The sequence below is a fragment of the Mesorhizobium sp. 113-3-9 genome, from assembly GCF_016756515.1.
In the GTDB taxonomy this organism is placed as follows: domain Bacteria; phylum Pseudomonadota; class Alphaproteobacteria; order Rhizobiales; family Rhizobiaceae; genus Mesorhizobium.
This window is the reverse complement of record NZ_AP023246.1, coordinates 3,878,298-3,900,655: the sequence shown is the minus strand read 5'-3', so window position 1 is coordinate 3,900,655 and position 22,358 is coordinate 3,878,298. Positions and strand designations below refer to the sequence as shown.

At 63.0% G+C, this 22,358-nt stretch carries 22 protein-coding genes and 1 riboswitch; of the genes, 2 read left to right on the top strand and 20 right to left on the bottom strand.

The features are described from left to right. Positions 1-425 precede the first annotated feature (425 nt). The 20 genes from MesoLj_RS18905 to MesoLj_RS18810 form a co-directional block, all read right to left on the bottom strand. Positions 426-710, bottom strand: a complete 285-nt coding sequence (locus MesoLj_RS18905) for a DUF1467 family protein (RefSeq protein ID WP_010910093.1) — start codon at positions 708-710, stop codon at positions 426-428. Next, positions 707-1,111 carry a methylmalonyl-CoA epimerase gene (mce, locus tag MesoLj_RS18900; RefSeq protein WP_202321752.1) on the bottom strand — a complete coding sequence of 135 codons (405 nt, stop codon included), beginning with the start codon at positions 1,109-1,111 and terminating at the stop codon, positions 707-709. Before mce ends, MesoLj_RS18905 begins: the two co-directional genes overlap by 4 nt. Positions 1,112-1,214: 103 nt before the next feature. After that, on the bottom strand, positions 1,215-2,885 hold the full coding sequence (locus MesoLj_RS18895; protein ID WP_202321750.1) for a ribonuclease J: 1,671 nt from the start codon (positions 2,883-2,885) through the stop codon (positions 1,215-1,217). 93 nt (positions 2,886-2,978) lie between these two features. Next, positions 2,979-3,800 carry a biotin--[acetyl-CoA-carboxylase] ligase gene (locus tag MesoLj_RS18890; protein ID WP_202321748.1) on the bottom strand — a complete coding sequence of 274 codons (822 nt, stop codon included), beginning with the start codon at positions 3,798-3,800 and terminating at the stop codon, positions 2,979-2,981. 4 nt (positions 3,801-3,804) lie between these two features. Then, entirely contained in the window at positions 3,805-5,241 is a 1,437-nt protein-coding gene (gene nuoN / locus MesoLj_RS18885; RefSeq protein WP_140775931.1) for an NADH-quinone oxidoreductase subunit NuoN, read from the bottom strand. Between the two features lie 19 nt (positions 5,242-5,260). Then, the gene (locus tag MesoLj_RS18880; protein ID WP_140775930.1) at positions 5,261-6,766 is read right to left on the bottom strand and encodes an NADH-quinone oxidoreductase subunit M; all 1,506 of its coding nucleotides are present in this window, start codon (positions 6,764-6,766) and stop codon (positions 5,261-5,263) included. Beyond that, positions 6,766-8,739, bottom strand: coding sequence for an NADH-quinone oxidoreductase subunit L (nuoL, locus tag MesoLj_RS18875; RefSeq protein WP_140775929.1), 1,974 nt, complete (start codon positions 8,737-8,739; stop codon positions 6,766-6,768). The genes MesoLj_RS18880 and nuoL overlap by 1 nt, the downstream gene beginning before the upstream one ends. A gap of 10 nt (positions 8,740-8,749) precedes the next feature. Further along, on the bottom strand, positions 8,750-9,058 hold the full coding sequence (gene nuoK, locus MesoLj_RS18870) for an NADH-quinone oxidoreductase subunit NuoK (protein ID WP_019858930.1): 309 nt from the start codon (positions 9,056-9,058) through the stop codon (positions 8,750-8,752). A 1-nt stretch (position 9,059) separates the two neighbouring features. Then, complete coding sequence (locus MesoLj_RS18865) at positions 9,060-9,680, bottom strand: NADH-quinone oxidoreductase subunit J (RefSeq protein ID WP_202321746.1); 621 nt, start codon at positions 9,678-9,680, stop codon at positions 9,060-9,062. 129 nt (positions 9,681-9,809) lie between these two features. After that, positions 9,810-10,301: an NADH-quinone oxidoreductase subunit NuoI gene (nuoI, locus tag MesoLj_RS18860; protein WP_023815530.1), complete on the bottom strand. Its 492-nt coding sequence runs from the start codon at positions 10,299-10,301 to the stop codon at positions 9,810-9,812. Next, a complete protein-coding gene (gene nuoH / locus MesoLj_RS18855; RefSeq protein ID WP_140775927.1) occupies positions 10,301-11,344 on the bottom strand; it encodes an NADH-quinone oxidoreductase subunit NuoH in 1,044 nt (347 codons plus the stop codon). Before nuoH ends, nuoI begins: the two co-directional genes overlap by 1 nt. Before the next feature lie 2 nt (positions 11,345-11,346). Then, positions 11,347-13,428: an NADH-quinone oxidoreductase subunit NuoG gene (gene nuoG / locus MesoLj_RS18850; RefSeq protein ID WP_202321744.1), complete on the bottom strand. Its 2,082-nt coding sequence runs from the start codon at positions 13,426-13,428 to the stop codon at positions 11,347-11,349. A 73-nt stretch (positions 13,429-13,501) separates the two neighbouring features. Beyond that, positions 13,502-14,197 carry an NADH-ubiquinone dehydrogenase gene (locus MesoLj_RS18845; RefSeq protein ID WP_202321742.1) on the bottom strand — a complete coding sequence of 232 codons (696 nt, stop codon included), beginning with the start codon at positions 14,195-14,197 and terminating at the stop codon, positions 13,502-13,504. Positions 14,198-14,256: 59 nt separating this feature from the next. Beyond that, positions 14,257-15,561, bottom strand: coding sequence for an NADH-quinone oxidoreductase subunit NuoF (gene nuoF / locus MesoLj_RS18840; RefSeq protein ID WP_202321740.1), 1,305 nt, complete (start codon positions 15,559-15,561; stop codon positions 14,257-14,259). A gap of 10 nt (positions 15,562-15,571) precedes the next feature. Further along, entirely contained in the window at positions 15,572-16,852 is a 1,281-nt protein-coding gene (locus tag MesoLj_RS18835; RefSeq protein WP_202321738.1) for an NADH-quinone oxidoreductase subunit E, read from the bottom strand. Next, the gene (locus tag MesoLj_RS18830) at positions 16,853-18,043 is read right to left on the bottom strand and encodes an NADH-quinone oxidoreductase subunit D (RefSeq protein ID WP_140775922.1); all 1,191 of its coding nucleotides are present in this window, start codon (positions 18,041-18,043) and stop codon (positions 16,853-16,855) included. A 66-nt stretch (positions 18,044-18,109) separates the two neighbouring features. After that, positions 18,110-18,436: a four helix bundle protein gene (locus tag MesoLj_RS18825; RefSeq protein ID WP_446720331.1), complete on the bottom strand. Its 327-nt coding sequence runs from the start codon at positions 18,434-18,436 to the stop codon at positions 18,110-18,112. 85 nt (positions 18,437-18,521) lie between these two features. Next, positions 18,522-19,124, bottom strand: a complete 603-nt coding sequence (locus tag MesoLj_RS18820; protein WP_140775921.1) for an NADH-quinone oxidoreductase subunit C — start codon at positions 19,122-19,124, stop codon at positions 18,522-18,524. A gap of 4 nt (positions 19,125-19,128) precedes the next feature. Continuing rightward, on the bottom strand, positions 19,129-19,710 hold the full coding sequence (locus MesoLj_RS18815; protein ID WP_202321734.1) for a NuoB/complex I 20 kDa subunit family protein: 582 nt from the start codon (positions 19,708-19,710) through the stop codon (positions 19,129-19,131). Further along, on the bottom strand, positions 19,701-20,066 hold the full coding sequence (locus MesoLj_RS18810; RefSeq protein WP_010910112.1) for an NADH-quinone oxidoreductase subunit A: 366 nt from the start codon (positions 20,064-20,066) through the stop codon (positions 19,701-19,703). Before MesoLj_RS18810 ends, MesoLj_RS18815 begins: the two co-directional genes overlap by 10 nt. A gap of 389 nt (positions 20,067-20,455) precedes the next feature. Here MesoLj_RS18810 and MesoLj_RS18805 point away from each other — a divergent pair, with 389 nt between their 5' ends. Both MesoLj_RS18805 and MesoLj_RS18800 read left to right on the top strand, forming a co-directional pair. Continuing rightward, complete coding sequence (locus MesoLj_RS18805) at positions 20,456-21,655, top strand: winged helix-turn-helix domain-containing protein (RefSeq protein ID WP_202321733.1); 1,200 nt, start codon at positions 20,456-20,458, stop codon at positions 21,653-21,655. Positions 21,656-21,684: 29 nt separating this feature from the next. Beyond that, positions 21,685-21,889: riboswitch (cobalamin riboswitch) on the top strand. A 40-nt stretch (positions 21,890-21,929) separates the two neighbouring features. Then, on the top strand, positions 21,930-22,358 hold the full coding sequence (locus MesoLj_RS18800) for a DUF1636 family protein (protein WP_202321731.1): 429 nt from the start codon (positions 21,930-21,932) through the stop codon (positions 22,356-22,358).

The following is a 22,358-nucleotide window of genomic DNA, read 5'->3' as shown; positions in this document are numbered from 1 at the left end:
CCGCAAAGGCTCCGTCGAACCTTGCTGGTCGTTTAGAAAGCAAAGCATGCCATACTATTGTGCAGTGCAGCACGAGAATGCCTGTTTCGAGGCAAAATTCTTCGTGACATTTTCATTCGGCTTAGGCTAGTGTGCCGCGATAACCGAGAGGGCGGAGAAAAATCTGCTCTCCTACGCGGTCAAAGTCTTGGGAGGATGCGATCTAGGCGCGGTTACTCGCTGCCGCCGGAAACCGGAAACAGATCGGACGCGTTTAATTGCAAGGCCTCGTGCCTTGCATTTTTTTTGTGCAATCATCTGGTTAGCGCGGCGAGCTGCCAAGCTACATTACCCAGCGTCAGCAAGCATTCAGCCGCGCCAACCATGGCGGCGTCTCGATCCGATCCGTCGCGCTTTACGGTATCGAAGCGCCCTTGCCGGGCGCTCTATTTTGCGGGTGTCTGGCCGAAATCCGGAACGATGTGCGGGATGTCGTTGAGGCTGTATCCCAGGCCATGCGTCAGGCCATAGAAAATGCCCATCAGGATCGCCGTGGCGATGGTGGTGCGGATGACGGCACGCAGCATGTGCGGGCCGCGCGGCGCGCTTGGAACCGTGCCCAGCGTCACGTCATGATCGTCGTCCTGTGTCCTGACGCTGAACGGCAGGACGGCGAACAGCACCACCCACCACGTCGCGAAAAACAGGGCGGTGAACGAAACCCAGCTCATGATTGCTCCAGTTCGATCAGCGTGCCGAAGAAATCCTTCGGATGCAGGAACAGCACAGGCTTGCCATGGGCACCGGTCTTCGGGTTGCCGTCGCCCAGCACGCGAGCGCCGGCGGCCTTGAGCTGATCACGCGCGGCCAGTATGTCGTCGACCTCGTAGCAGAGGTGATGCATGCCGCCGGACGGGTTCTTCGCGAGGAACGCCGCGACGGGCGAGCTTTCGCCCAAGGGCTCCAGCAATTCGATCTTGGTGTTGCCGACATTGACGAACACCACCGTGACGCCATGCTCCGGCAAAGCCTGCGGCTCCGTCACTTCGGCGCCGAGCTTATTGCGGTAGGCGGCAACCGCCGCCGCCAGATCCGGCACCGCAAGCGCGACATGGTTCAACCGTCCAAGCATGAAATGCTCCGTATCAGGGCAGTATGGCAATAAGGCAGTATGGCAATAGGGGAAGACGGATTAGAGGTGATCGCATTCCTACTGCCCTACTGCCCTACTGCCTTCATCGCGTAACAAACACCGTCACCAGCGGCTTCTTACCCCAGGCCTCGTTGGCCGCACCGCGCACCGCGCGCCGCACGGCCTCCTGCACGAGGTCCAGGTCTTTCCGGCGCTGACGGGGAATCGACTCGACCGCGCCGACCGCCGCATCGATCATCAGGTCTTCGAGCGTCTCGCCGCTGGCATCGGCCTCGGCGACGCCGATGGCGACCAGGTCGGGGTCACCGGCCAGCTCATATTTGTCGTCCAGCACGACATTGACCGCGACATGGCCGGCAAAGGACAATTTGCGCCGGTCGCGGATGCCCATCGCCTGGTCGGTACCGATCAGGTTGCCGTCCTTGTAGATGCGGCCGAACGGCACCTGGTCGATGATGGTGGCGGGACCGGGGGCGAGCCTCAGCATATCGCCGTCGCGCACCTGCGCCACCTGGCCGATGCCTGAGGTCGACATAAGCGATCCTTGCGCCACCAGATGCGCCGCCTCGCCATGCACGGGAACGCCGATCTGCGGGCGCACCCATTCATACATCTTGCGCAGCTCGCTGCGCCGGGGGTGGCCGGAGACATGCACCAGCGCGTCGCCGTCCTCGATGATCTTGATGCCGAGATCGATAAGGCGATTCTTGATCTCGAGGATCGCCTTCTCATTGCCGGGGATGGTGCGCGAGGAGAACACCACCGTGTCGCCCGCCGTCAGCGATACCGACTTCATCTCGTCGCGCGATAGTTTTGCAAGAGCCGCCAGCGGCTCGCCCTGGCTGCCGGTGCAGATGATGACCAGGTTTTCGCGCGGAATGAAGCCGAAATCCTCCTCGGCGATGAACTCCGGCAGGCCGTCCATGTAACCGAGTTCGTCGGCGACATCGATGACCCGCTTCAGCGAACGGCCAAGCACCAGACACTGGCGGCCTGCATCGCGTGCCGCCCTGGCGATCGAAACGATGCGCCCGACATTGGAGGAGAAGGTGGTGACGGCGACGCGGCCCTTGGCGGCCTGGATGACGCCCTTCAATCCCTCGCCGACGGCGACTTCCGAAGGCGATTCGCCTTCGCGCAGCGCATTGGTCGAATCGCAGATCAGCGCCAGCACGCCCTTGTCGCCATAGGCGCGGAAACGCGCCTCGTCGGTCTTGGGTCCGATCGTCGGCTCCGGATCGATCTTCCAGTCGCCGGTGTGGATGACCGTACCGGCTGGCGTGGTGATGGCCAGCGACATCGGCTCGGGGATGGAGTGCGCCACCGGAATGGCTTCGATCTCGAACGGACCGACGGTGAATTTCTCGCCAGCCCGGTAGATCGTCAGCGGGATCTTGGCTGCCCCCTGCTCGCCCTGGCGCTTGGCTTCCAGCAGCCCCGCGCTGAACGGCGTCATCCACACCGGCGCCTTCAGCTTCGGCCAGATGTCGAGCAGCGCGCCGTAATGATCCTCATGCGCGTGGGTGATGATGATGCCGCGCAGATTGGCGAGGTTCTCCTCGATGAAGCGCGTGTCGGGCAGGATCAGGTCGACGCCCGGATGCGCCGCGTCTGGAAAGGTGACACCGACATCGATGACAATCCATTCGCGCGCGCTCGGCGGGCCGTAGCCGTAGAGGGCGAAGTTCATACCGATCTCGCCGACGCCGCCGAGCGGCACGAAGACGAGTTCGGCGTTTTCCGCTTTCGCCATGATTTTTCCCTTCCTGGCCCTCAGGCCAAGCCGTTAAAGCAATTCCAGGAAAAGCGTCTAACGATTTTCCGTCCGGAATTGCGCAAAAACAAACTATACCCGGGCGGATGCCACCGCGCCGAAATGCACATCGCCGGCAGCGATCGTCAGAACCGCCCCTTCATCGTCGCGGATCACGAAACGGCAATCCTCGTCAATGGTCTCGAACACCCCACGCACCACATTACCGTCAATTCTGACAGCAACCTCGCCGCCGAGTCCCGCCGCGCGCGCCAGCCAGCGTCTCCTGATGGCTGAAAGCCCGCGCCCCTCATCCCACAGGCGGGCATTCTCGCTCCAGGCATCCGACAGCGCCAGGAACAGCGTTTCGGCATCGCATGTCGCGCCGAGCGCTTGGAGCGATGTCGCGGGATACGGCAAATCCGTGGGATACGCCACCACATTGACGCCGATGCCCACCGCCACGGCGAAACGGTCGCCGTCCAGCATCGCTGACTCCAGCAGGATGCCGGCCAGCTTGGCGCCGGAGGCCAGAACGTCGTTCGGCCATTTCAACTCGAAACGGTTTTGTCCCTGGCTTGCGCCATCAAGCCCGATGGCGATGCGGCCTTTCGGCACCACGGCATCCAGTGCATCGGCAAGCGACAGGCCGGCGACGAAACCCAGCGTCGCGGCAAGGCGAAGTTCACCGCCGGTGATGACAAGCAGGGTCGCCGCCAGATTGCCTTCGGGCGAGACCCAGGCGCGGCCGCGCCGGCCACGCCCGCTTTCCTGCTTTTTGGAAACGACCCACAGCCTGCCCGGGTCGCCTGCCCTTGCGTGGTCCAGCGCCACAGTATTGGTGGAGCCGACGCTGTCATGGGCCTCGAGCCGGAACCCTTCCGACGCCGAGGTTGGAGCCAGCCGAAATGCCATCCCGTCAGAAAAATGTCTTGGCGGCTGCTTCGGCATAGGTGCCGATCGGCCCGCCGATCAGCACATAGAACAGCACGAAGGCGCCGGAGACGCCGAGCACGAGGCGCAATTCGCTGGCCATCGGGACGAAGCCGCCGACCGGTTCGTCGAACCACATGATCTTGATGATGCGCAGGTAGTAGTAAGCGCCCACCACCGAGGCCAGCACGCCGATGATCGCCAGCGCGTAGAGGTTGGCGTTGATGGCGGCGAGGAAGACGTACCACTTCCCCCAGAAGCCGGCGAGCGGCGGGATGCCGGCCAGCGAGAACATCAGGATGGTCAGGATCGTCGCCATGATCGGGTTGGTCGAGGCAAGGCCGGCCAGGTCGCTGATCTGTTCCACATTGCCTTCCTTGCGCCGCATGGCGAGGATGAAGGCGAACGTGCCCAGCGTCATCACCAGATAGATCAGCATGTAGATGGCGACGCCACGCACGCCAGCCTGGCTGTTGGCGGCAAGGCCTACCAGCGCGTAGCCCATATGGCCGATCGAGGAATAGGCCATCAGCCGCTTGATGTTGGTCTGGCCGATCGCGGCAAAGGCGCCGAGCGCCATCGAGGCGATCGAGATGAAGACGATGATCTGCTGCCAGTCGGCGGCGATCGGCTTGAACGCGCCCATGGTGACGCGCACGATCAGCGCCATCGCCGCCATCTTGGGGGCCGCCGCCAGGAACGCGGTCACCGGTGTCGGCGCGCCTTCATAGACGTCGGGCGTCCACATGTGGAACGGCACCGCCGAGATCTTGAAGGCAAGGCCGGCCAGCACGAAGACCAGGCCGAAGACCAGGCCAAGCTGGCGCTCGCCGCTGCCCAGTGCTGAGGCGATCTCCTGGAAGCCGGTGTTGCCGGTGTAGCCATAGACCAGGCTGATGCCATAGAGCAGCATGCCCGACGACAACGCGCCGAGGACGAAGTATTTCAGGCCGGCTTCGGTCGAACGCAGATTGTCGCGGTTGATCGCCGCCAGCACGTAGATCGCCAGCGACTGCAGCTCGAGGCCGAGATAGAGCCCGATCATGCCGTTAGCCGAGATCATCAGCATCATGCCCAGCGTGCACAGCAGGATCAGCACCGGATACTCGAACTTGTCGAAACGTTCCGCCTTGGCAAAGCGCATCGACATGATCAGCGTCACCGCCGAACCGACCAGCGACAGCACCTTCATGAAGCGCGCGAAGGGATCCTGGATGAAGGCATTGCCATAGGCGTTGCCCTGCCCGGTCCGGAAGATCAGCCAGACGCCTGCGATAACCAGCACGGCGACCGCAAGGCCGCTCACCGTATTGGCGGTATTGGAGCGCGAATAGGCCCCGACCATCAGCAGCGCGAGCGCGCCGATGGCAAGGATCAGCTCGGGCGTCGAGAGCGACAGGCTGGAGAGAAGGTCCGGCGTCATGGTTCGCAAAACCCCTGGGTCAGTTCGCCGCCGCGGTCTGCGCGGCGCCGATGGATGCGGTGACATTGGTGACGAGCGACTTGACCGATTGGGCCGTCGCATCGAAGACGGGAGCGGGATAGACGCCGAAGAAGATGACCAGCACCACCAGCGGGTAGATGATGAACTTCTCGCGCGGCGACAGATCGAGCAGGCCCTTCAGGCTGTCCTTGGTCAGCGCGCCGAAGATCACCCGGCGATAGAGCCAGAGCGCGTAAGCCGCCGACAGGATGACGCCGGTGGCGGCGAAGAACGCCACCCAGGTGTTGACCCGGAACACGCCAAGCATGGTCAGGAACTCGCCGACAAAGCCTGAGGTGCCCGGCAGGCCGACATTGGCCATGGTGAAGATCAGGAACACAGTGGCGTATTTCGGCATGTTGTTGACCAGGCCGCCATAGGCGGCGATCTCACGCGTGTGCATGCGGTCGTAGATGACGCCGACGCACAGGAACAGCGCGCCCGAGACGAGGCCGTGGCTGAGCATCTGGAAGATCGCGCCCTGCACGCCTTCCTGGTTCATGGCGAAGATGCCCATGGTGACGAAGCCCATATGGGCGACCGACGAATAGGCGATCAGCTTCTTCATGTCCTCCTGCATCAGCGCCACCAGCGAGGTGTAGATGATGGCGACGACGGAGAGCGTGAAGACCAGCGGCGCGAACATTTCGGACGCCAGCGGGAACATCGGCAGGGAGAAGCGCAGGAAGCCGTATCCACCCATCTTCAGGAGGATGGCGGCCAGGATGACCGAGCCGGCCGTTGGCGCCTCGACGTGTGCATCCGGCAGCCAGGTATGCACCGGCCACATCGGCATCTTCACCGCGAAGGAAGCGAAGAAGGCGAGCCATAGCCAGGTCTGCATGTTGGCCGGGAAGTTGTGGGTCAACAGCGTCGGGATGTCGGTGGTGCCGGACTGATAGAACATCGCCATGATGGCGAGCAGCATCAGCACCGAGCCGGCGAGCGTGTAGAGGAAGAACTTGAACGAGGCGTAGACGCGACGCTTGCCGCCCCAGACGCCGATGATGATGAACATCGGGATCAGGCCGGCTTCGAAAAAGACGTAGAACAGCACGATATCCAGCGCGCAGAACACGCCGATCATCAGCGTCTCGAGCAGCAGGAAGGCGATCATGTAGGCCTTGACGCGCTTCTCGATCGATTCCCACGACGCCAGGATGCAGAGCGGCATCAGGAAGGTCGTCAGGATGACGAACAGCATCGAAATGCCGTCGACGCCCATGTGGTAGGAGATGCCGGAGTCGAGCCACGCGACCTTTTCGACGAACTGGAAGCCCGCCTGCGAATTGTCGAAGCCGGTCCAGATGAACAGCGAGATGATGAACGTGAACGTCGTGGTCAACAGCGCAATGGCGCGGATGTTGCGGCGTGCGTTTTCGCTGTCATCGTTGATGAACAGGATCAGCAGCACACCAACCAGCGGCAGGAAGGTGACCAGCGAGAGGATTGGCCAGGCGGTCATCAGAGCATCATCCAGGTGACGAGTGCGGCAACGCCGATCAGCATGGCGAAGGCGTAGTGGTAGAGGTAGCCGGTCTGCAGCTTGACGACACGGTTGGTGACATCGACGACGCGCGCCGAAATGCCGTCCGGCCCCAGGCCATCGATGATGGTGCCATCACCGGTCTTCCACAGGAAATGGCCGAGGCGCTTGGCCGGCCGCACGAACAGGAAGTCGTAAAGCTCGTCGAAATACCACTTGTTGAGCAGGAAGGCGTAGAGCCCGCGATGCCGAGCGGCGAGATTGACGGGCATTTCCGGCGAGCGGATGTAGAACTTCCAGGCCAGCGCGAAACCGATCAGCATGGCGATGAAGGGCGAGAGCTCGACCCACAGCGGCAATTCATGGATCTCGTGCAGGATGTGGTTGTCCGGCAGCGTGAACAGCGACGCCTTCCAGAACTCGGCATAGCCTTCGCCGATAAACGAATTGTGGAAGATGACGCCGGCAAACAGCGCGCCGGCGGCCAGCACGAACAGCGGCACCAGCATCACCGGCGGCGATTCATGCACGTGGTGCATCACCTCATGGCTCGCCCGCGGCTTGCCGTGGAAGGTCATGAAGATCAGCCGCCAGGAATAGAAGGAGGTGAAGCATGCGGCGATGACCAGCAGCACGAAGGCAAGGCCGGCGACCGAATTGTGGCCGGCAAAGGCGCTCTCGATGATGGCGTCCTTGGAGAAGAAACCGGCGGTGCCGATGACGGTCACCGGAATGCCGACGCCGGTCAGCGCCAGCGTGCCGATCACCATCATCCAGTAGGTTGTCGGGATCAGCGACCGCAGCCCGCCCATCTTGCGCATGTCCTGCTCGTCGGAGACGGCGTGGATGACCGAGCCCGAACCGAGGAACAGCAGCGCCTTGAAGAAGGCATGCGTGAACAGGTGGAAGATCGCCGCCCCATAGGCGCCGACGCCGAGCGCAACGAACATGTAGCCGAGCTGCGAGCAGGTCGAATACGCGATGACGCGCTTGATGTCGTTCTGGACCAGGCCGACGGTTGCCGCGAAGAAGGCGGTGAAGGCGCCGATGAAGGTCACCACAGTCAGCGCCGAATGCGACAATTCGAACAGCGGCGACAGCCGCGCCAGCATGAACACGCCCGCCGTCACCATGGTGGCGGCGTGGATCAGCGCGGAGACCGGCGTCGGGCCTTCCATGGCGTCCGGCAGCCAGGTGTGCAGCGGCACTTGCGCCGACTTGCCCATGGCGCCCATGAACAGGAGCAGGCAGACGACGGTCATTGCCGACTGCTTGTCCAGCGCATGGCCGAGGAAGGTCAGCACGGCAGCACCTTGCGGGGCGCCTTCAGCCGGAATGAATGTCGCCGCATTGGCGAAGATCGTGCCGAGATTGACCGAGCCGAACAGCACGAAGACGCCGAAAATGCCGAGCGCGAAGCCGAAATCGCCGACGCGGTTGACGACGAAGGCCTTGATGGCCGCGGCATTGGCCGACGGCTTCTTGTACCAGAAGCCGATCAGCAGGTAGGACGCCAGGCCCACCCCTTCCCAGCCGAAGAACATCTGCACCAGATTGTCGGCCGTCACCAGCATCAGCATGGCGAAGGTGAACAGCGACAGGTAGGCGAAGAAGCGCGGCCGGTTCGGATCGTGGTGCATGTAGCCGATCGAATAGATGTGAACCAGCGCCGACACGGTGTTGACCACCACCAGCATCACCACCGTCAGCGTGTCGATGCGCAGCGCCCAGGAAACGTCCAGCCCGCCGGACTGGATCCAGTGCAGCACCGGCACGGTGAACACCTCGCCATGGCCGAAGCCGACGCTGAAGAAGGCAACCCACGACAGAACAGCCGAAATCACCAGGAAGCCGGAGGTGATGTATTCGGACGCCTTGGCGCCGAGCGACGTGCCGAACAGGCCGACGATCAGGAAGCCGAGCAGTGGAAGGAAGACGATGGCCTGATACATGGTGGTTCCGTCAACCCTTCATCATGTTCACGTCTTCGACCGCGATCGAGCCGCGGTTGCGGAAGAAGACGACGAGAATGGCAAGTCCGATTGCCGCCTCGGCTGCCGCGACCGTCAGCACGAACAGTGCGAACACCTGGCCGACCAGATCGCCGAGCGCCGCCGAGAAGGCGACAAAATTGATGTTGACCGCAAGCAGGATCAGTTCGACCGACATCAGGATGACGATGACATTCTTGCGGTTCAGGAAGATACCGAACACGCCGAGCGTGAACAGGATCGCCGATACGGTCAGATAATGTGCGATGCCGACGACCATCTCAGACTCCTTCGCCCGACTTGACCTTGCGGATTTCCATGCCGGTGGCCGGCGTGCGGCCGACCTGGGCTGCGATCGACTGCCGCTTGACCCCTTCCTTGTGGCGCAGCGTCAGCACGATGGCACCGATCATGGCGACCAGCAGGATGAGGCCCGAAATCTGGAAGTAGTAGAGGTAGTCGGTATAGAGGATGTCGCCGAGTGCGGCCGTGTTCGAGCGCGTGGCGAGATCCGGAATGGGTTTTGAGATCGTCGAGGCGAGCCGCGGCGCGAAGGTGTAGCCGCCCAGAACCACGATCAGTTCCGCCGCCAGGATCAGCCCGACGAAGGCGCCGATCGGCGCATATTGCAGCGCGCCGCTCTTCAGTTCGGCGAAATCGACGTCGAGCATCATGACGACGAACAGGAACAGCACCATGACCGCACCGACATAGACGACGAGCAGGATCATCGCCAGGAATTCGGCGCCGGTCAGCATGAACAGGCCGGCGGCGTTGAAGAAGGTCAGGATCAGGAACAGCACCGAATGCACGGGGTTGCGCGATGAAATGACCATGAACGCCGACGCCACGGCGACAAAGGCGAAGAGGTAGAAAAAGGCCGCCTCTAGTCCACTCAGCATTGGGGTTCCCCCGGGTTCCTGTCCAAACAGGACACTCGTCCTGTTTGTTATCTCTGGCTTCGTCCCGCCTCCGGTATCGAAGCCGCGTTGTCCTTAGACGAGGCCCCTCGCCCCGTCCATGCGTCAATATCAGCGGTAGGGCGAGTCCAGCGAGATGTTGCGCGCCAGTTCGCGCTCCCACCGGTCGCCATTCGCCAGCAGCCTGTCCTTGTCGTAGTAGAGTTCCTCGCGCGTCTCCGTCGCGAACTCGAAATTCGGCCCCTCGACGATGGCGTCGACCGGGCAGGCCTCCTGGCAGAAGCCGCAATAGATGCACTTCACCATGTCGATGTCGTAGCGCACCGTGCGGCGCGTGCCGTCATTGCGGCGCGGGCCGGCCTCGATGGTGATGGCCTGCGCCGGGCAGATCGCCTCGCACAATTTGCAGGCGATGCAGCGCTCCTCGCCATTGGGATAGCGGCGCAGCGCGTGCTCGCCACGGAAGCGTGGGCTGATCGGCCCCTTCTCGTGCGGATAGTTGATCGTTTCCTTCGGCGCGAAGAACTGGCGCATCGACAGGAAGAAGGCGCTGACGAAATCCTGCAGCAGCAGCGATTTGGCGGCTTGGCCGAGAGCGGACATCACGCAAACCCCGTGATCTTGAGGAAGGCTGCGGTGGCGACCACCATGAACAGCGAGATCGGCAGGAACACTTTCCAGCCCAGCCGCATCAGCTGGTCGTAGCGGTAGCGTGGCACGAAGGCCTTCACCATCGAAATGCCGAAGAACACGAAACAGACCTTCAGCACGAACCAGATCACGCCGGGCACCCAGGTAAAGGGCGCGAAGTCGAAGGGGGGCAGCCAGCCGCCGAGGAACAGGATGGTGGCCAGCGCGCACATCAGCACGATGGCGACATACTCACCGAGGAAGAACAGCAGGAACGGCGTCGACGAATATTCGACCATGTGGCCGGCGACCAGTTCCGATTCGGCTTCGACCAGGTCGAAGGGCGGCCGGTTCGTCTCGGCCAGCGCCGAGATGAAGAAGATGATGAACATCGGGAACAGGGCCAGCCAGTTCCAGTCGAGGAAGGTGTTGGGCAGGCCAAGCCGCGTGCCAAGCCCACCTTGCTGCGACAGCACGATATCGCTGAGGTTGAGCGAGCCGGCCGTCAGCAGCACGGTTACGATGACAAAGCCGATCGAGACTTCGTAGGACACCATCTGCGCGGCCGAACGCAGCGCGCCGAGGAACGGATATTTCGAGTTGGACGCCCAGCCGCCCATGATCACGCCATAGACCTCGAGCGAGGAGATGGCGAAGACATAGAGGATGCCGACATTGACGTTGGCGATCGCCCAACCCTGGTTGACCGGAATGACCGCCCAGGCCGAGATCGCCAGCACGGCCGACACCAGCGGCGCCAAAAGGAACACGCCCTTGTTGGCGCCTGACGGGATGACCGGTTCCTTGAAGACGAATTTCAACAGATCGGCGAAAGCCTGCAGTGTGCCCCAGGGGCCGACCACGTTCGGGCCACGGCGCAGCTGCACCGCCGCCCAGATCTTGCGGTCGGCGTAGAGAATATACGCGACAAAGACCAGCAAGATCACGATCAGCACCACTGACTTCAGCAGGATGATCAGCGCCGGCAGCACGTAGAAGGAGAAGAAGGTGTCCATGCTTATTCCGCCGCCTGCTTGAAGCCGCTCTTGGCCAGTGCCGAGCATTCCGCCATCACGGCCGATGCCCGCGCGATCGGGTTGGTCAGGTAGAAATCCTTGACCGGCGACGTGAAGGTTCCCTTGTTCAGCCGCCCGCCGAGCTTCGCCACGCCGGCGACGTCCTCGGCATTGCCGGCCGCGACCTGGTCGATGCGGGCCAGATGCGGGTATTCGCCGTAGAGCTTCGCCCGCAGTTGCGGCAGCGAATCGAACGGCAGTTTCTTGCCCAGAACGTCGGACAGTGCCCGCAGGATCGCCCAGTCCTCGCGCGCGTCGCCCGGCGCGAAGCCGGCGCGGTTGGTCTGCTGCACGCGCCCTTCGGTGTTGACGTAGGTGGCCGACTTTTCGGTGTAGGCCGCGGCCGGCAGGATGACATTGGCGCGGTGCGCGCCGGCATCACCATGCGTACCGATGTAGACGACGAAGGCGCCGCCGGTCTTGCCCATGTCGATCTCGTCGGCACCGAGGAGGAACAGCACGTCCGTTTCGCCCAGCATGCCGGCAACGTCCTTGCCGCCCTCGCCCGGCACGAAGCCGAGATCGAGGCCGCCGACTCTGGCTGCCGCATTGTGCAGCACCGCAAAGCCGTTCCAGTCCGAGCGAGCGGCATTGACCGCCGCAGCGAGCTTGGCTGCCTGGCCGAGCACGGCCGCGCCGTCGGCGCGCGCCAGTGCGCCCTGGCCCACGATGATCAGCGGATGCGTCGCCTTCTTCAGCGTCTGGAAGAACTTGCCATTGCCGTCGGCCAGATCCTTAAGCGAATCCGGACCGGCACCCAGCAATTCATAGTCATAGCGCGTGTCGCCGACATCGCCGATGACGCCGACCGGCAGATTGCCCACCCGCCAGCGCTTGCGGATGCGGGCATTGAGCACCGAGGCTTCGAAGCGCGGATTGGCGCCGATGATCAGCACCGCGTCGGCCTGCTCGATGCCCTCGATGGTCGGGTTGAAGATATAGCTGGCGCGTCCGAGCGACGGGTCGAGCGCGGCGCCATCCTGGCGGCAGTCGATGTTCTTCGAGCCGAGCGAAGCCATCAAGAGCTTCAGGGCGTAGATCTCTTCGACCGCCGCGAGATCGCCTGCAATGGCACCGATCTTCTCGGGCGTCGTCTTCGATACCGCATCCTTGATCGCCGCGAACGCATCTGCCCAGCTTGCCGGAACCAGTCTGCCGTCCTTGCGCACATAAGGGCGGTCGAGGCGCTGCGTGCGCAAGCCGTCCCAGATGAAGCGGGTCTTGTCGGAAATCCACTCCTCGTTCACCTGCTCGTTGACACGCGGCAGGATGCGCATCACTTCGCGGCCACGGCTATCGATGCGGATCGCCGAGCCGACCGCATCCATCACGTCGATGGATTCGGTCTTGGTCAGCTCCCACGGCCGCGCCTGGAAGGCGAAGGGCTTGGAAGTCAGCGCGCCGACCGGGCAAAGATCGATGACATTGCCCTGCAGCTCCGAGGTCATCGCCTGTTCGAGATAGGTGGTGATTTCGGCGTCCTCGCCGCGGCCGATCAGGCCGAGTTCGGAAATGCCGGCAACCTCGGTGGTGAAGCGGACGCAGCGCGTGCAATGGATGCAGCGGTTCATCACCGTCTTGACCAGCGGGCCGATATACTTGTCTTCGACCGCACGCTTGTTCTCGTGATAGCGCGAGGAATCGACGCCGAATGCCATCGCCTGGTCCTGCAGGTCGCACTCGCCGCCCTGATCGCAGATCGGGCAGTCCAGCGGATGGTTGATCAGCAGGAATTCCATCACGCCTTCCCGGGCCTTCTTGACCATCGGCGTGTTGGTGAAGATTTCCGGCGGCTCGCCATTGGGGCCGGGGCGCAGGTCGCGCACGCCCATGGCGCAGGAGGCCTGCGGCTTGGGCGGTCCGCCTTTCACCTCGATCAGGCACATGCGGCAATTGCCGGCGATCGACAGCCGCTCGTGGAAGCAGAAGCGCGGCACTTCCGCGCCCGCGTCTTCCGCCGCCTGCAGCAGCGTGTAGTGGTCGGGTACAGTGATCTCTTTCCCGTCGACCTTGAGCTTTGCCATTCGCTTCAAACCCCTGCGGATTTCCCGCAATCTCATTTTCCGGGCGCGACAGACGCAGCGCCCGACATTTCATTCACTTCTTCGCGGCCAGCGCCGCCGCCTGGGCAGTCCAGTCGTCGCGGCCGATGCGGCCGTTGAACGACAGATAGTCGTCGACCCAGGCGATCTCTTGCGGCGACCAGGCAGCGATCTGGGCATATGTCCAGATGCCAAGCCCGTTCAGCACCTTCTCCAGCTTCGGGCCGATGCCCGATATCGCCTTGAGGTTGGACGGTTTCGCAGGCCTGTCCATGGTCTTGGGCTGCCTGAAATCTTCGGGCAGCAGCACATCCGCGGCCTCGCCGGCTGCCGGAGCGGCATTCACCGCCGGCGCCGTGGTGGCGGCTTCCTTTGCGGCGATGTCGGTGACCTCCTGCGCGAAGGACTGCGCCTCGGCAATCATCGTCTTCGCCGTCGCCCGCGCCTTGATGGACGACGAGTTCGCGTCCTCGAACTGTTCGATGCGTGCCTCGAAATCCTCGATCAGCGGCTGCATGAGCCGCTGTGATGCCTCGGCGGCTCCCGAGAGCGCGCCCATCCAGACGCCGAACGCATGGTTGGCGAGCCCGATGCCGAGCGCCGACATGGCCGCCGCACCCGCGACAGGGTGCACGAAAAGGTTGACGGCGCTGGCCATCTCCTTCGGCATCATCCTGGTCAGGTCCTGGTTCATCTTCTCGAGCTGGTCCAAATTGGGCATCAATGGGTTGGGTGTCGAATACGGCGCCATAGAATTCTCCTGGTCGTTTCTTCGTTCGCCCCGCCCCGTTATTCCCGCAGTCACAAATTCTATTCCGCCGCCACCATCACCGGCTCGGTCCGGTGCGCGTTGCGCGAAAACTCGTCGATGCGCCGCTCCACCTCGCCGCGGAAATGCCGCATCAGGCCCTGGATCGGCCACGCGGCGGCGTCGCCCAGCGCGCAGATCGTGTGGCCCTCGACCTGCTTGGTGACGTCGAGCAGCATGTCGATCTCGCGCTTCTGCGCCTCGCCACGCACCAGCCGCTCCATCACGCGCCACATCCAGCCGGTGCCTTCGCGGCACGGCGTGCACTGGCCGCAGCTCTCGTGCTTGTAGAAGTAGGACAGGCGCGCGATCGCCTTCACGACGTCGGTCGACTTGTCCATGACGATGACGGCGGCCGTGCCGAGGCCGGATTTGAGGTCGCGCAGCGCATCGAAATCCATCGGCGTGTCGATGATCTGCTCGGCCGGCACCAGCGGCACCGAGGCGCCGCCGGGAATGACCGCCAGGAGATTGTCCCAGCCGCCGCGAATGCCGCCGCAATGCGTCTCGATCAGCTCGCGGAACGGGATCGACATCGCCTCTTCGACGGTGCACGGATTGTTGACGTGGCCGGAGATGCAAAACAGCTTGGTGCCGACATTGTTGGGCCGGCCGAAGGACGAGAACCAGGCCGCGCCCCGGCGCAGGATGGTCGGCGCCACCGCGATCGATTCGACGTTGTTGACGGTGGTCGGGCAGCCATAGAGGCCGACATTGGCCGGGAATGGCGGCTTCAGCCTGGGCTGGCCCTTCTTGCCTTCGAGGCTTTCCAGCAGCGCGGTTTCCTCGCCGCAGATATAGGCGCCGGCGCCATGATGCATGTAGACGTCGAAGTCGTAGCCGGATGTGTTGTTCTTGCCGATCAGCTTGGCCTCATAGGCCTCCTCGATGGCGCGCTGCAGCGCCTCGCGCTCGCGGATGAACTCGCCGCGCACATAGATGTAGGCCGCGATCGCGCCCATGGCGAAGCCGGCCAGCAGCGCCCCCTCGACCAGCGTGTGCGGGTCGTTGCGCAGGATGTCGCGGTCCTTGCAGGTACCGGGCTCGGATTCGTCGGCATTGATGACGAGATAGCTCGGCCGGCCGTCGCTCTGCTTGGGCATGAACGACCATTTGAGGCCCGTCGGGAAGCCGGCGCCGCCACGGCCGCGCAGGCCGGACGCCTTCATCTCGTTGACGATCCATTCGCGTCCCTTGGCGACGATGCCGGGCGTGTTGTCCCAGGCGCCGCGCGCCATCGCGCCGGCCAGCGACTTGTCGAAGAGGCCGTAGATGTTGGTGAAAATGCGGTCTTTGTCCTGAAGCATTTTTCGTCCCTCAGACCGGCTTCTTGCCGAAAACGCGGATGTATTCGGCGACGCCGCCCTTGGCGAGCGCCTTGGCCTGCTTGACCCAGTCGTCGCGGTCGATGCGGCCGTGGAAGGAAAGATAGCCGTCCACCCACTCGCGCTCCGCCTTCTTCCACGACGCGACCTGCGCGAAGGTGAAGATGCCCAGCGTATGCAGGATGCCCTCGATCTTCGGGCCGACGCCGGAGATCAGCTTGAGATCGTCGACCGCGGCCGGCCTGTCGATACCGGCCGGACGGTTCTTGTCGTCCAGCGACGGTTTCGCCGGCTTGGCCGCTGGCGCCTTGGCTTCCGGCGCCTTGAAGGCTGCGGCCGGCTCGGCCTTGGCCTTGGGCCCATTGCGCTGCTTGGCAACCTGCTCGACTTCGGGCGCTGCCTTGTTGGCGTTGGCGGCCGAATGCAGCGGCGCCGAAACGCTCGCCGCCTTCTCCGCCGCAGGCGCCACCTTGGTCGCCGAAGGCGTCTTCAAGGCCGGGCTGGTTTCGGGCGCGTCGGTCTTCGGCTTGCTGGCATTGGACGGCGCGACGGGCGCGGCGGCGGGTGCCGGAACAGGCTCGGCAATGATCGCATCGGGTGCCGCCTTGGCAGCCTTTGCGGCCTCCCTCGCCTCCCTGTCACGAGTCGACTTGAGGATCGCCTTTTCGCTCTTCAGCGTTGTCAGACCGGAAGCCGGCTCCGAGCCGGTGCGGCCATTCTGCGGCCCGGGCGCCACCGAAGCGCCCTTGCCCGCATCGTAAAGATCGATGATTTCGGCCAGCCGTTCCGGTGTCAGATCCTCGAACGTGTCCTTGAAGATCATCACCATCGGTGCGTTGACGCAAGCGCCGAGGCACTCGACCTCTTCCCACGACAAGGTGCCCTGGTCGTTGGTATGGAACTGGTCGTGATGGATCCGGGAGCGGCAGACATCCATCAGCGCTTCCGAGCCGCGCAGCATGCAGGGCGTGGTGCCGCAGACCTGGATATGCGCACGCGTGCCGACCGGATTGAGCTGGTACTGCGTGTAGAAGGTCGCGACCTCGAGCCCGCGGATGCGGGGCATGTCGAGCATGTCCGAGATCGTCTCGATCGCCGCCTTGGTGACCCAGCCTTCCTGCTCCTGCGCTATCATCAGCAGGGGAATGATCGCCGACTGCTCACGGCCCTTCGGGTACTTCTTGATCCATTGCTTCGCAGCTGCCGCGTTCGCCTTGTTGAAGGCGAAGGACGCGGGCTGGACGCTGGCTTCTGCGAGACGGCGGACTGACATTTAGCGATCGACCTCACCAAACACGATGTCGAGGGAGCCGAGAACGGCGGTGACGTCGGCCAGCATGTGGCCGCGGCAGAGGAAATCCATGGCCTGCAAATGCGCGAAGCCGGGCGCGCGCAGCTTGCAGCGATAAGGCTTGTTGGAGCCGTCGGAGACCAGATAGACGCCGAACTCGCCCTTCGGCGCCTCGACGGCCGCGTAGACCTCGCCGGCCGGAACGCGATAGCCCTCGGTGTAGAGCTTGAAGTGGTGGATCAGCGCTTCCATCGAGCGCTTCATTGCCGCGCGCTTGGGCGGCACGACCTTGCCGTCGAGATTCGACACCGGTCCGGTGCTTTCCTTGCCGAGCAAGAGATCGACGCACTGGCGCATGATACGGGCCGACTGGCGCATTTCTTCCATGCGCACGAGATAACGGTCGTAGCAGTCGCCGTTCTTGCCGATCGGAATGTCGAAGTCCATTTCCGAATAGCATTCGTAGGGCTGCGACTTGCGCAGGTCCCATGCCGCGCCCGAACCACGCACCATGACGCCCGAAAAGCCCCAGGCCCAGGCATCGGCCAGCGAAACAATGCCGATATCGACATTGCGCTGCTTGAAGATGCGGTTGCCGGTCAGCAACTTGTCGAGATCATCGATCGACTTCAGGAACGGGTCGATCCACTTGCCGATGTCCTCGACCAGCTGACGCGGCAGGTCCTGATGGACGCCGCCGGGGCGGAAATAGGCGGCATGCATGCGCGAGCCGGAGGCGCGCTCATAGAACACCATCAGCTTTTCGCGCTCGACGAAACCCCACAGCGGCGGCGTCAGCGCGCCGACGTCCATGGCCTGCGTCGTCACATTGAGGATGTGCGACATGATGCGGCCGATTTCGCAATAGAGCACGCGGATCAGCTGGCCGCGCTTCGGCACCTCGATGCCGAGCAGGCGCTCGGCGGCAAGAGCGAATGCATGTTCCTGGTTCATCGGCGCGCAATAATCGAGCCGGTCGAGATAGGGCACAGCCTGCAGATAGGTCTTGGCCTCGATCAGCTTCTCCGTGCCGCGATGCAAGAGCCCGATATGCGGATCGACGCGATCGACGACTTCGCCGTCCAGCTCGAGAACCAACCTCAAAACACCATGCGCCGCAGGGTGTTGAGGTCCAAAATTGATGTTGAAATTGCGGACGGAGGTCTCAGCCATTGTGGCGCCTCTGGCGAAGAGTCAGTAGTGAGTAGTGAGTAGTGATCATCAATCTCAATGCCTGCTTCATTCCGCCTGCTTGGCCTGCACCGTTCGGATAAGAGATCTCATCATTTTTCCAATCTCTTCGCATCGCAGCAGCAGCTCAGTCTCATTGTCTTTTCGCAGCAAGCCAACCCGGCATGCCAGCAGTGTGTGCGTTTCCAGTTCCTTCAACGAGCCTTGCGCCACGCGCAAAAATTGAATGAACGACCCTCTGTTTTCCCGACCGTATCCCTCTGCGATGTTCGCCGCGATCGAAACTGCTGATCGGCGCATCTGAGAGGTCATGCCGTAAATCTCATCCCTCGGAAACTCTTTGGTGAAGCGGTAACAATCTTCGGCGAGCGTCATCGCCGATTGCCACACCTTCAAGTCGCGATAAGATTCGATCCGTTGCTCCAATTCTTTCCCTACTGACTACTCACTACTTCCCTACTCACTGTTTCGCTTTTTCGTCCCCGGGCAGCACGTAATCCGTGCCTTCCCAAGGGGAAAGAAAATCGAAATTGCGGAATTCCTGCTTCAATTCCACAGGCTCGTAGATGACCCGCTTGGCTTCGTCGTCGTAACGCACCTCGACAAAGCCGGTCAGCGGGAAATCCTTGCGCAGCGGATGGCCTTCGAAACCGTAATCGGTCAACAGGCGGCGCAGGTCGGGATGGCCCGAGAACAGCACGCCATAGAGATCGTAGGTCTCCCGTTCGAACCAGTCGGCGCCCGGATAGACGCCGGTGATCGATGGCACCATCGTCTCCTCGTCGGCCTGCACCTTGACGCGGATGCGCACATTCTGCTTCGGCGACAACAGGTGGTAGACGACGTCGAAGCGCTTGGCCCGCGACGGATAATCGGCCCCACAGACATCGATGATCGAGATGAACTGGCAGCGCGCATCGTCGCGCAGGAAGGTCACCACTTCGATGAGGTCGCGCGGCTCGACATGGATGGTGAGCTCGCCATAGGCGAGCACCGCGTCGTTGACGCGACCGATCAGCTTTTCGCCGAGATAGGTCGACAGTTCGCTCAGGGATGCGGCCATGGATTTACCGTTCGATCGTGCCGGTGCGGCGGATTTTCTTCTGCAGGAGAAGAATGCCGTAGAGCAAAGCTTCGGCGCTCGGCGGGCAGCCGGGCACATAGATGTCGACAGGCACGACGCGGTCGCAGCCGCGCACCACCGAATAGGAATAGTGGTAGTAGCCGCCGCCATTGGCGCAGGAGCCCATCGAGATGACGTAGCGAGGCTCCGGCATCTGGTCGTAGACCTTGCGCAGCGCCGGCGCCATCTTGTTGGTCAGCGTGCCGGCGACGATCATGATGTCGGACTGGCGCGGAGACGCGCGCGGCGCGACGCCGAACCGTTCCGAGTCGTAGCGCGGCATCGAGGTGTGGATCATCTCGACCGCGCAGCACGCCAGACCAAAGGTCATGAACATCAGCGAGCCCGAGCGCGCCCAGGTGATCAGCGCCTCGGTCGAGGTGACCAGAAAGCCCTTGTCGGCAAGCTCATTGTTGATTTCGAGGAAGAAGGGATCGTCCTCCCCCACCGGCCTGCCGGTATTGGGATCGATAATGCCCTTCGGCTTCGGCGCGACGATGGTGCCTGAACTGTCGTTCAATCCCATTCCAGCGCTCCTTTTTTCCATTCATAGGCAAAGCCGATGGTCAGCACTGCCAAAAACACCATCATCGACCAGAAGCCGAGCATGCCGATCTTCGAGAAGGACACGGCCCAGGGGAACAGGAAGGCCACTTCCAGGTCGAAGATGATGAACAGGATCGACACCAGGTAGAAACGGATGTCGAATTTCATGCGGGCATCGTCGAACGAGTTGAAACCGCACTCGTAGGCGGAAAGCTTTTCGGGATCGGGATTGCGGTAGGCCACCAGGAACGGGGCGGCCAGCAGCGCCAGGCCGACGACCAGTGCCACGCCTATGAACAGGACGATAGGCAGGTACGAACTGAGGAGTGCGTTCATGCAGCGGCTTTCCGTTGGCGCCAATCCACTTTGATTACAGCACCGGACCTTAATGCGGAAGCGTGACAGTTTAACCGCTGAACCGTTTTAAGGGGCCTATGCTGCAACGCGGCGAGGGTTAGCGCAGCACTTCCAGCGAAGCAAGTCAAACCTTGTTCAAAACGCCGACCTGGACGGCATATCCGGAGAAACTGGTCCGATCCGCTCCTGTTTGATTTCCTTCGCTTTTTACTCCACTTTTCTCTCCTGACATGGTTGCCGCCAAAACCCTGCTAGCATGGGTTGGAATCACCACGCAGGTTCCGCAAAAGTGGACCCCGGTTTTGCGACAAGAACCTGCCCAGACAAAGACGCGACCCACAGCCGAAGCCCCTCAGAGTGATCCCTGCATGAAGGAAAAAATCTCGCTTGCCGCCGCCCGCCGCATTGCACTCGCCGCTCAAGGGTTTCTCGATCCGCGCCCAAATGGCACACCTGACCGCCGCCATTTCGCCCGTGTGCTCTCCCGCACCGGCCTGCTGCAGATCGATTCCGTCAGTGCGGTGGTGCGTGCTCATTATATGCCGCTCTATTCGCGCCTGGGTCCCTACCCGCTCACGCTGCTCGACAATGCCGCCGTGACGCGCAAGCGCACTGTCTTCGAATACTGGGCGCACGAGGCCTCGTTCCTGCCGGTCGAGACCTACCCGCTGATGCGCTGGCGCATGCAGCGAGCCGAGCAAGGCGATGAAATGTATCTGGGACTGGCCAAATGGGGCCGCGAACACGCCGCCTATATAGAAGACATCTACCGCGCGGTCGTCGAGCGCGGCCCGATCGCCGCTTCGGCGCTCGAAGGCCAGAAAGGTTCGGGCGGCTGGTGGGGCTGGAGCCATGCCAAGCACGCCTTCGAATGGCTGTTCTGGGCCGGGCGCATCACCACGGCGCACCGCCGCGGCTTCGAGCGCTTCTACGATCTGCCGGAGCGCGTGCTGCCCCAGGCGATCCTCGACCTGCCGGTGCCCCCGGCCGAGGACGCGCACCGCGAATTGCTGCGCATCTCGGCCCGCGCCCATGGCGTGGCGACATCAGGAGACCTGCGCGACTATTTCCGGCTGTCGCCGGCCGACATGAAGGGTCGGCTGGAGGAACTGGTCGAGTCGGGCGAATTGCTGCCGGTACGCGTCGAAGGCTGGGACAAGCCGGCCTACCTTCACAAGGACGCGCGCCTGCCCCGGAAAATCGAGGCGCGTGCTTTGCTGGCGCCCTTCGATCCGGTCGTCTTCGAGCGCTCGCGCTCGGAGCGGCTGTTCGATTTCCACTACCGCATCGAGATCTACACGCCGGCTGAAAAGCGCCAATACGGCTATTACGTCCTCCCCTTCCTGCTCGGCGATCGGATCGTCGCGCGTGTCGACCTCAAGGCGGACCGGCCGGCCAGCGTCCTGCGCGTCCATGCCGCCTACCCCGAGCCCGGCGCGCCGCCTGAAACCGCCGCGCAGCTCTTCGAGGAATTGAAGCAGATGCAGGGCTGGCTTGGCCTTGAACGCATGGACGTGACTCCGGCAGGCGATCTGGGTCCGGCGCTGGCCGACATCGCCGTGTCGTAAGCCCGCGTTGACACCGCTGCCTGCAAAAGCCTAAATCCGGTCCAGACGGTCCCCTGCCCGCAACGGCAGGGGCTAAGAGGGAATGCGGTGCGAGGTGAAAAATCTCAAATCCGCGGCTGTCCCCGCAACTGTAAGCGAAGAGCCAAGGCCGAAAGCCACTGGGAATTCCCGGGAAGGCGGCACCCAAGGCGATGACCCGCGAGCCAGGAGACCTGCCGTCTGCGACAAGAGAATCCGATCGCCCGGCGGGTTTCCGGGCAAGGAGCCCGGCTTTTTGGACCAGAACGGCAGTTTTTCGGCTGGCACAGCGGACAATTCGTCCGCCGACAGCGAAGCCTTGGCCGGCGTCACGGTCATCGTCTGCGCCTCCTGTCGCGACGAGACCGGTTCCGACGCCCATCCCCGCGCCGGCGAACTGTTGGCGGAGGACACGCGCCGCGCCGCAGCCGATGACAACATCCGCGTCCGCACGGTGGAATGTCTCGGCAACTGCAAGCGCCGGCTGAGCGCTGCGATCCTGCGCGATGGCTGCTGGAGCTATGTGTTCGGCGACCTGACCGCGGCCAGCGGCGCCGACCTCGTCACCGGCGCCAAACTCTTCGCCACCTCGACCGACGGCCTCATCCCGTGGCGCGGCCGCCCCGATTCCCTCAAGCGCGGCCTTGTTGCCCGCATCCCTCCCCTCGACATGCTGAAGGACTGA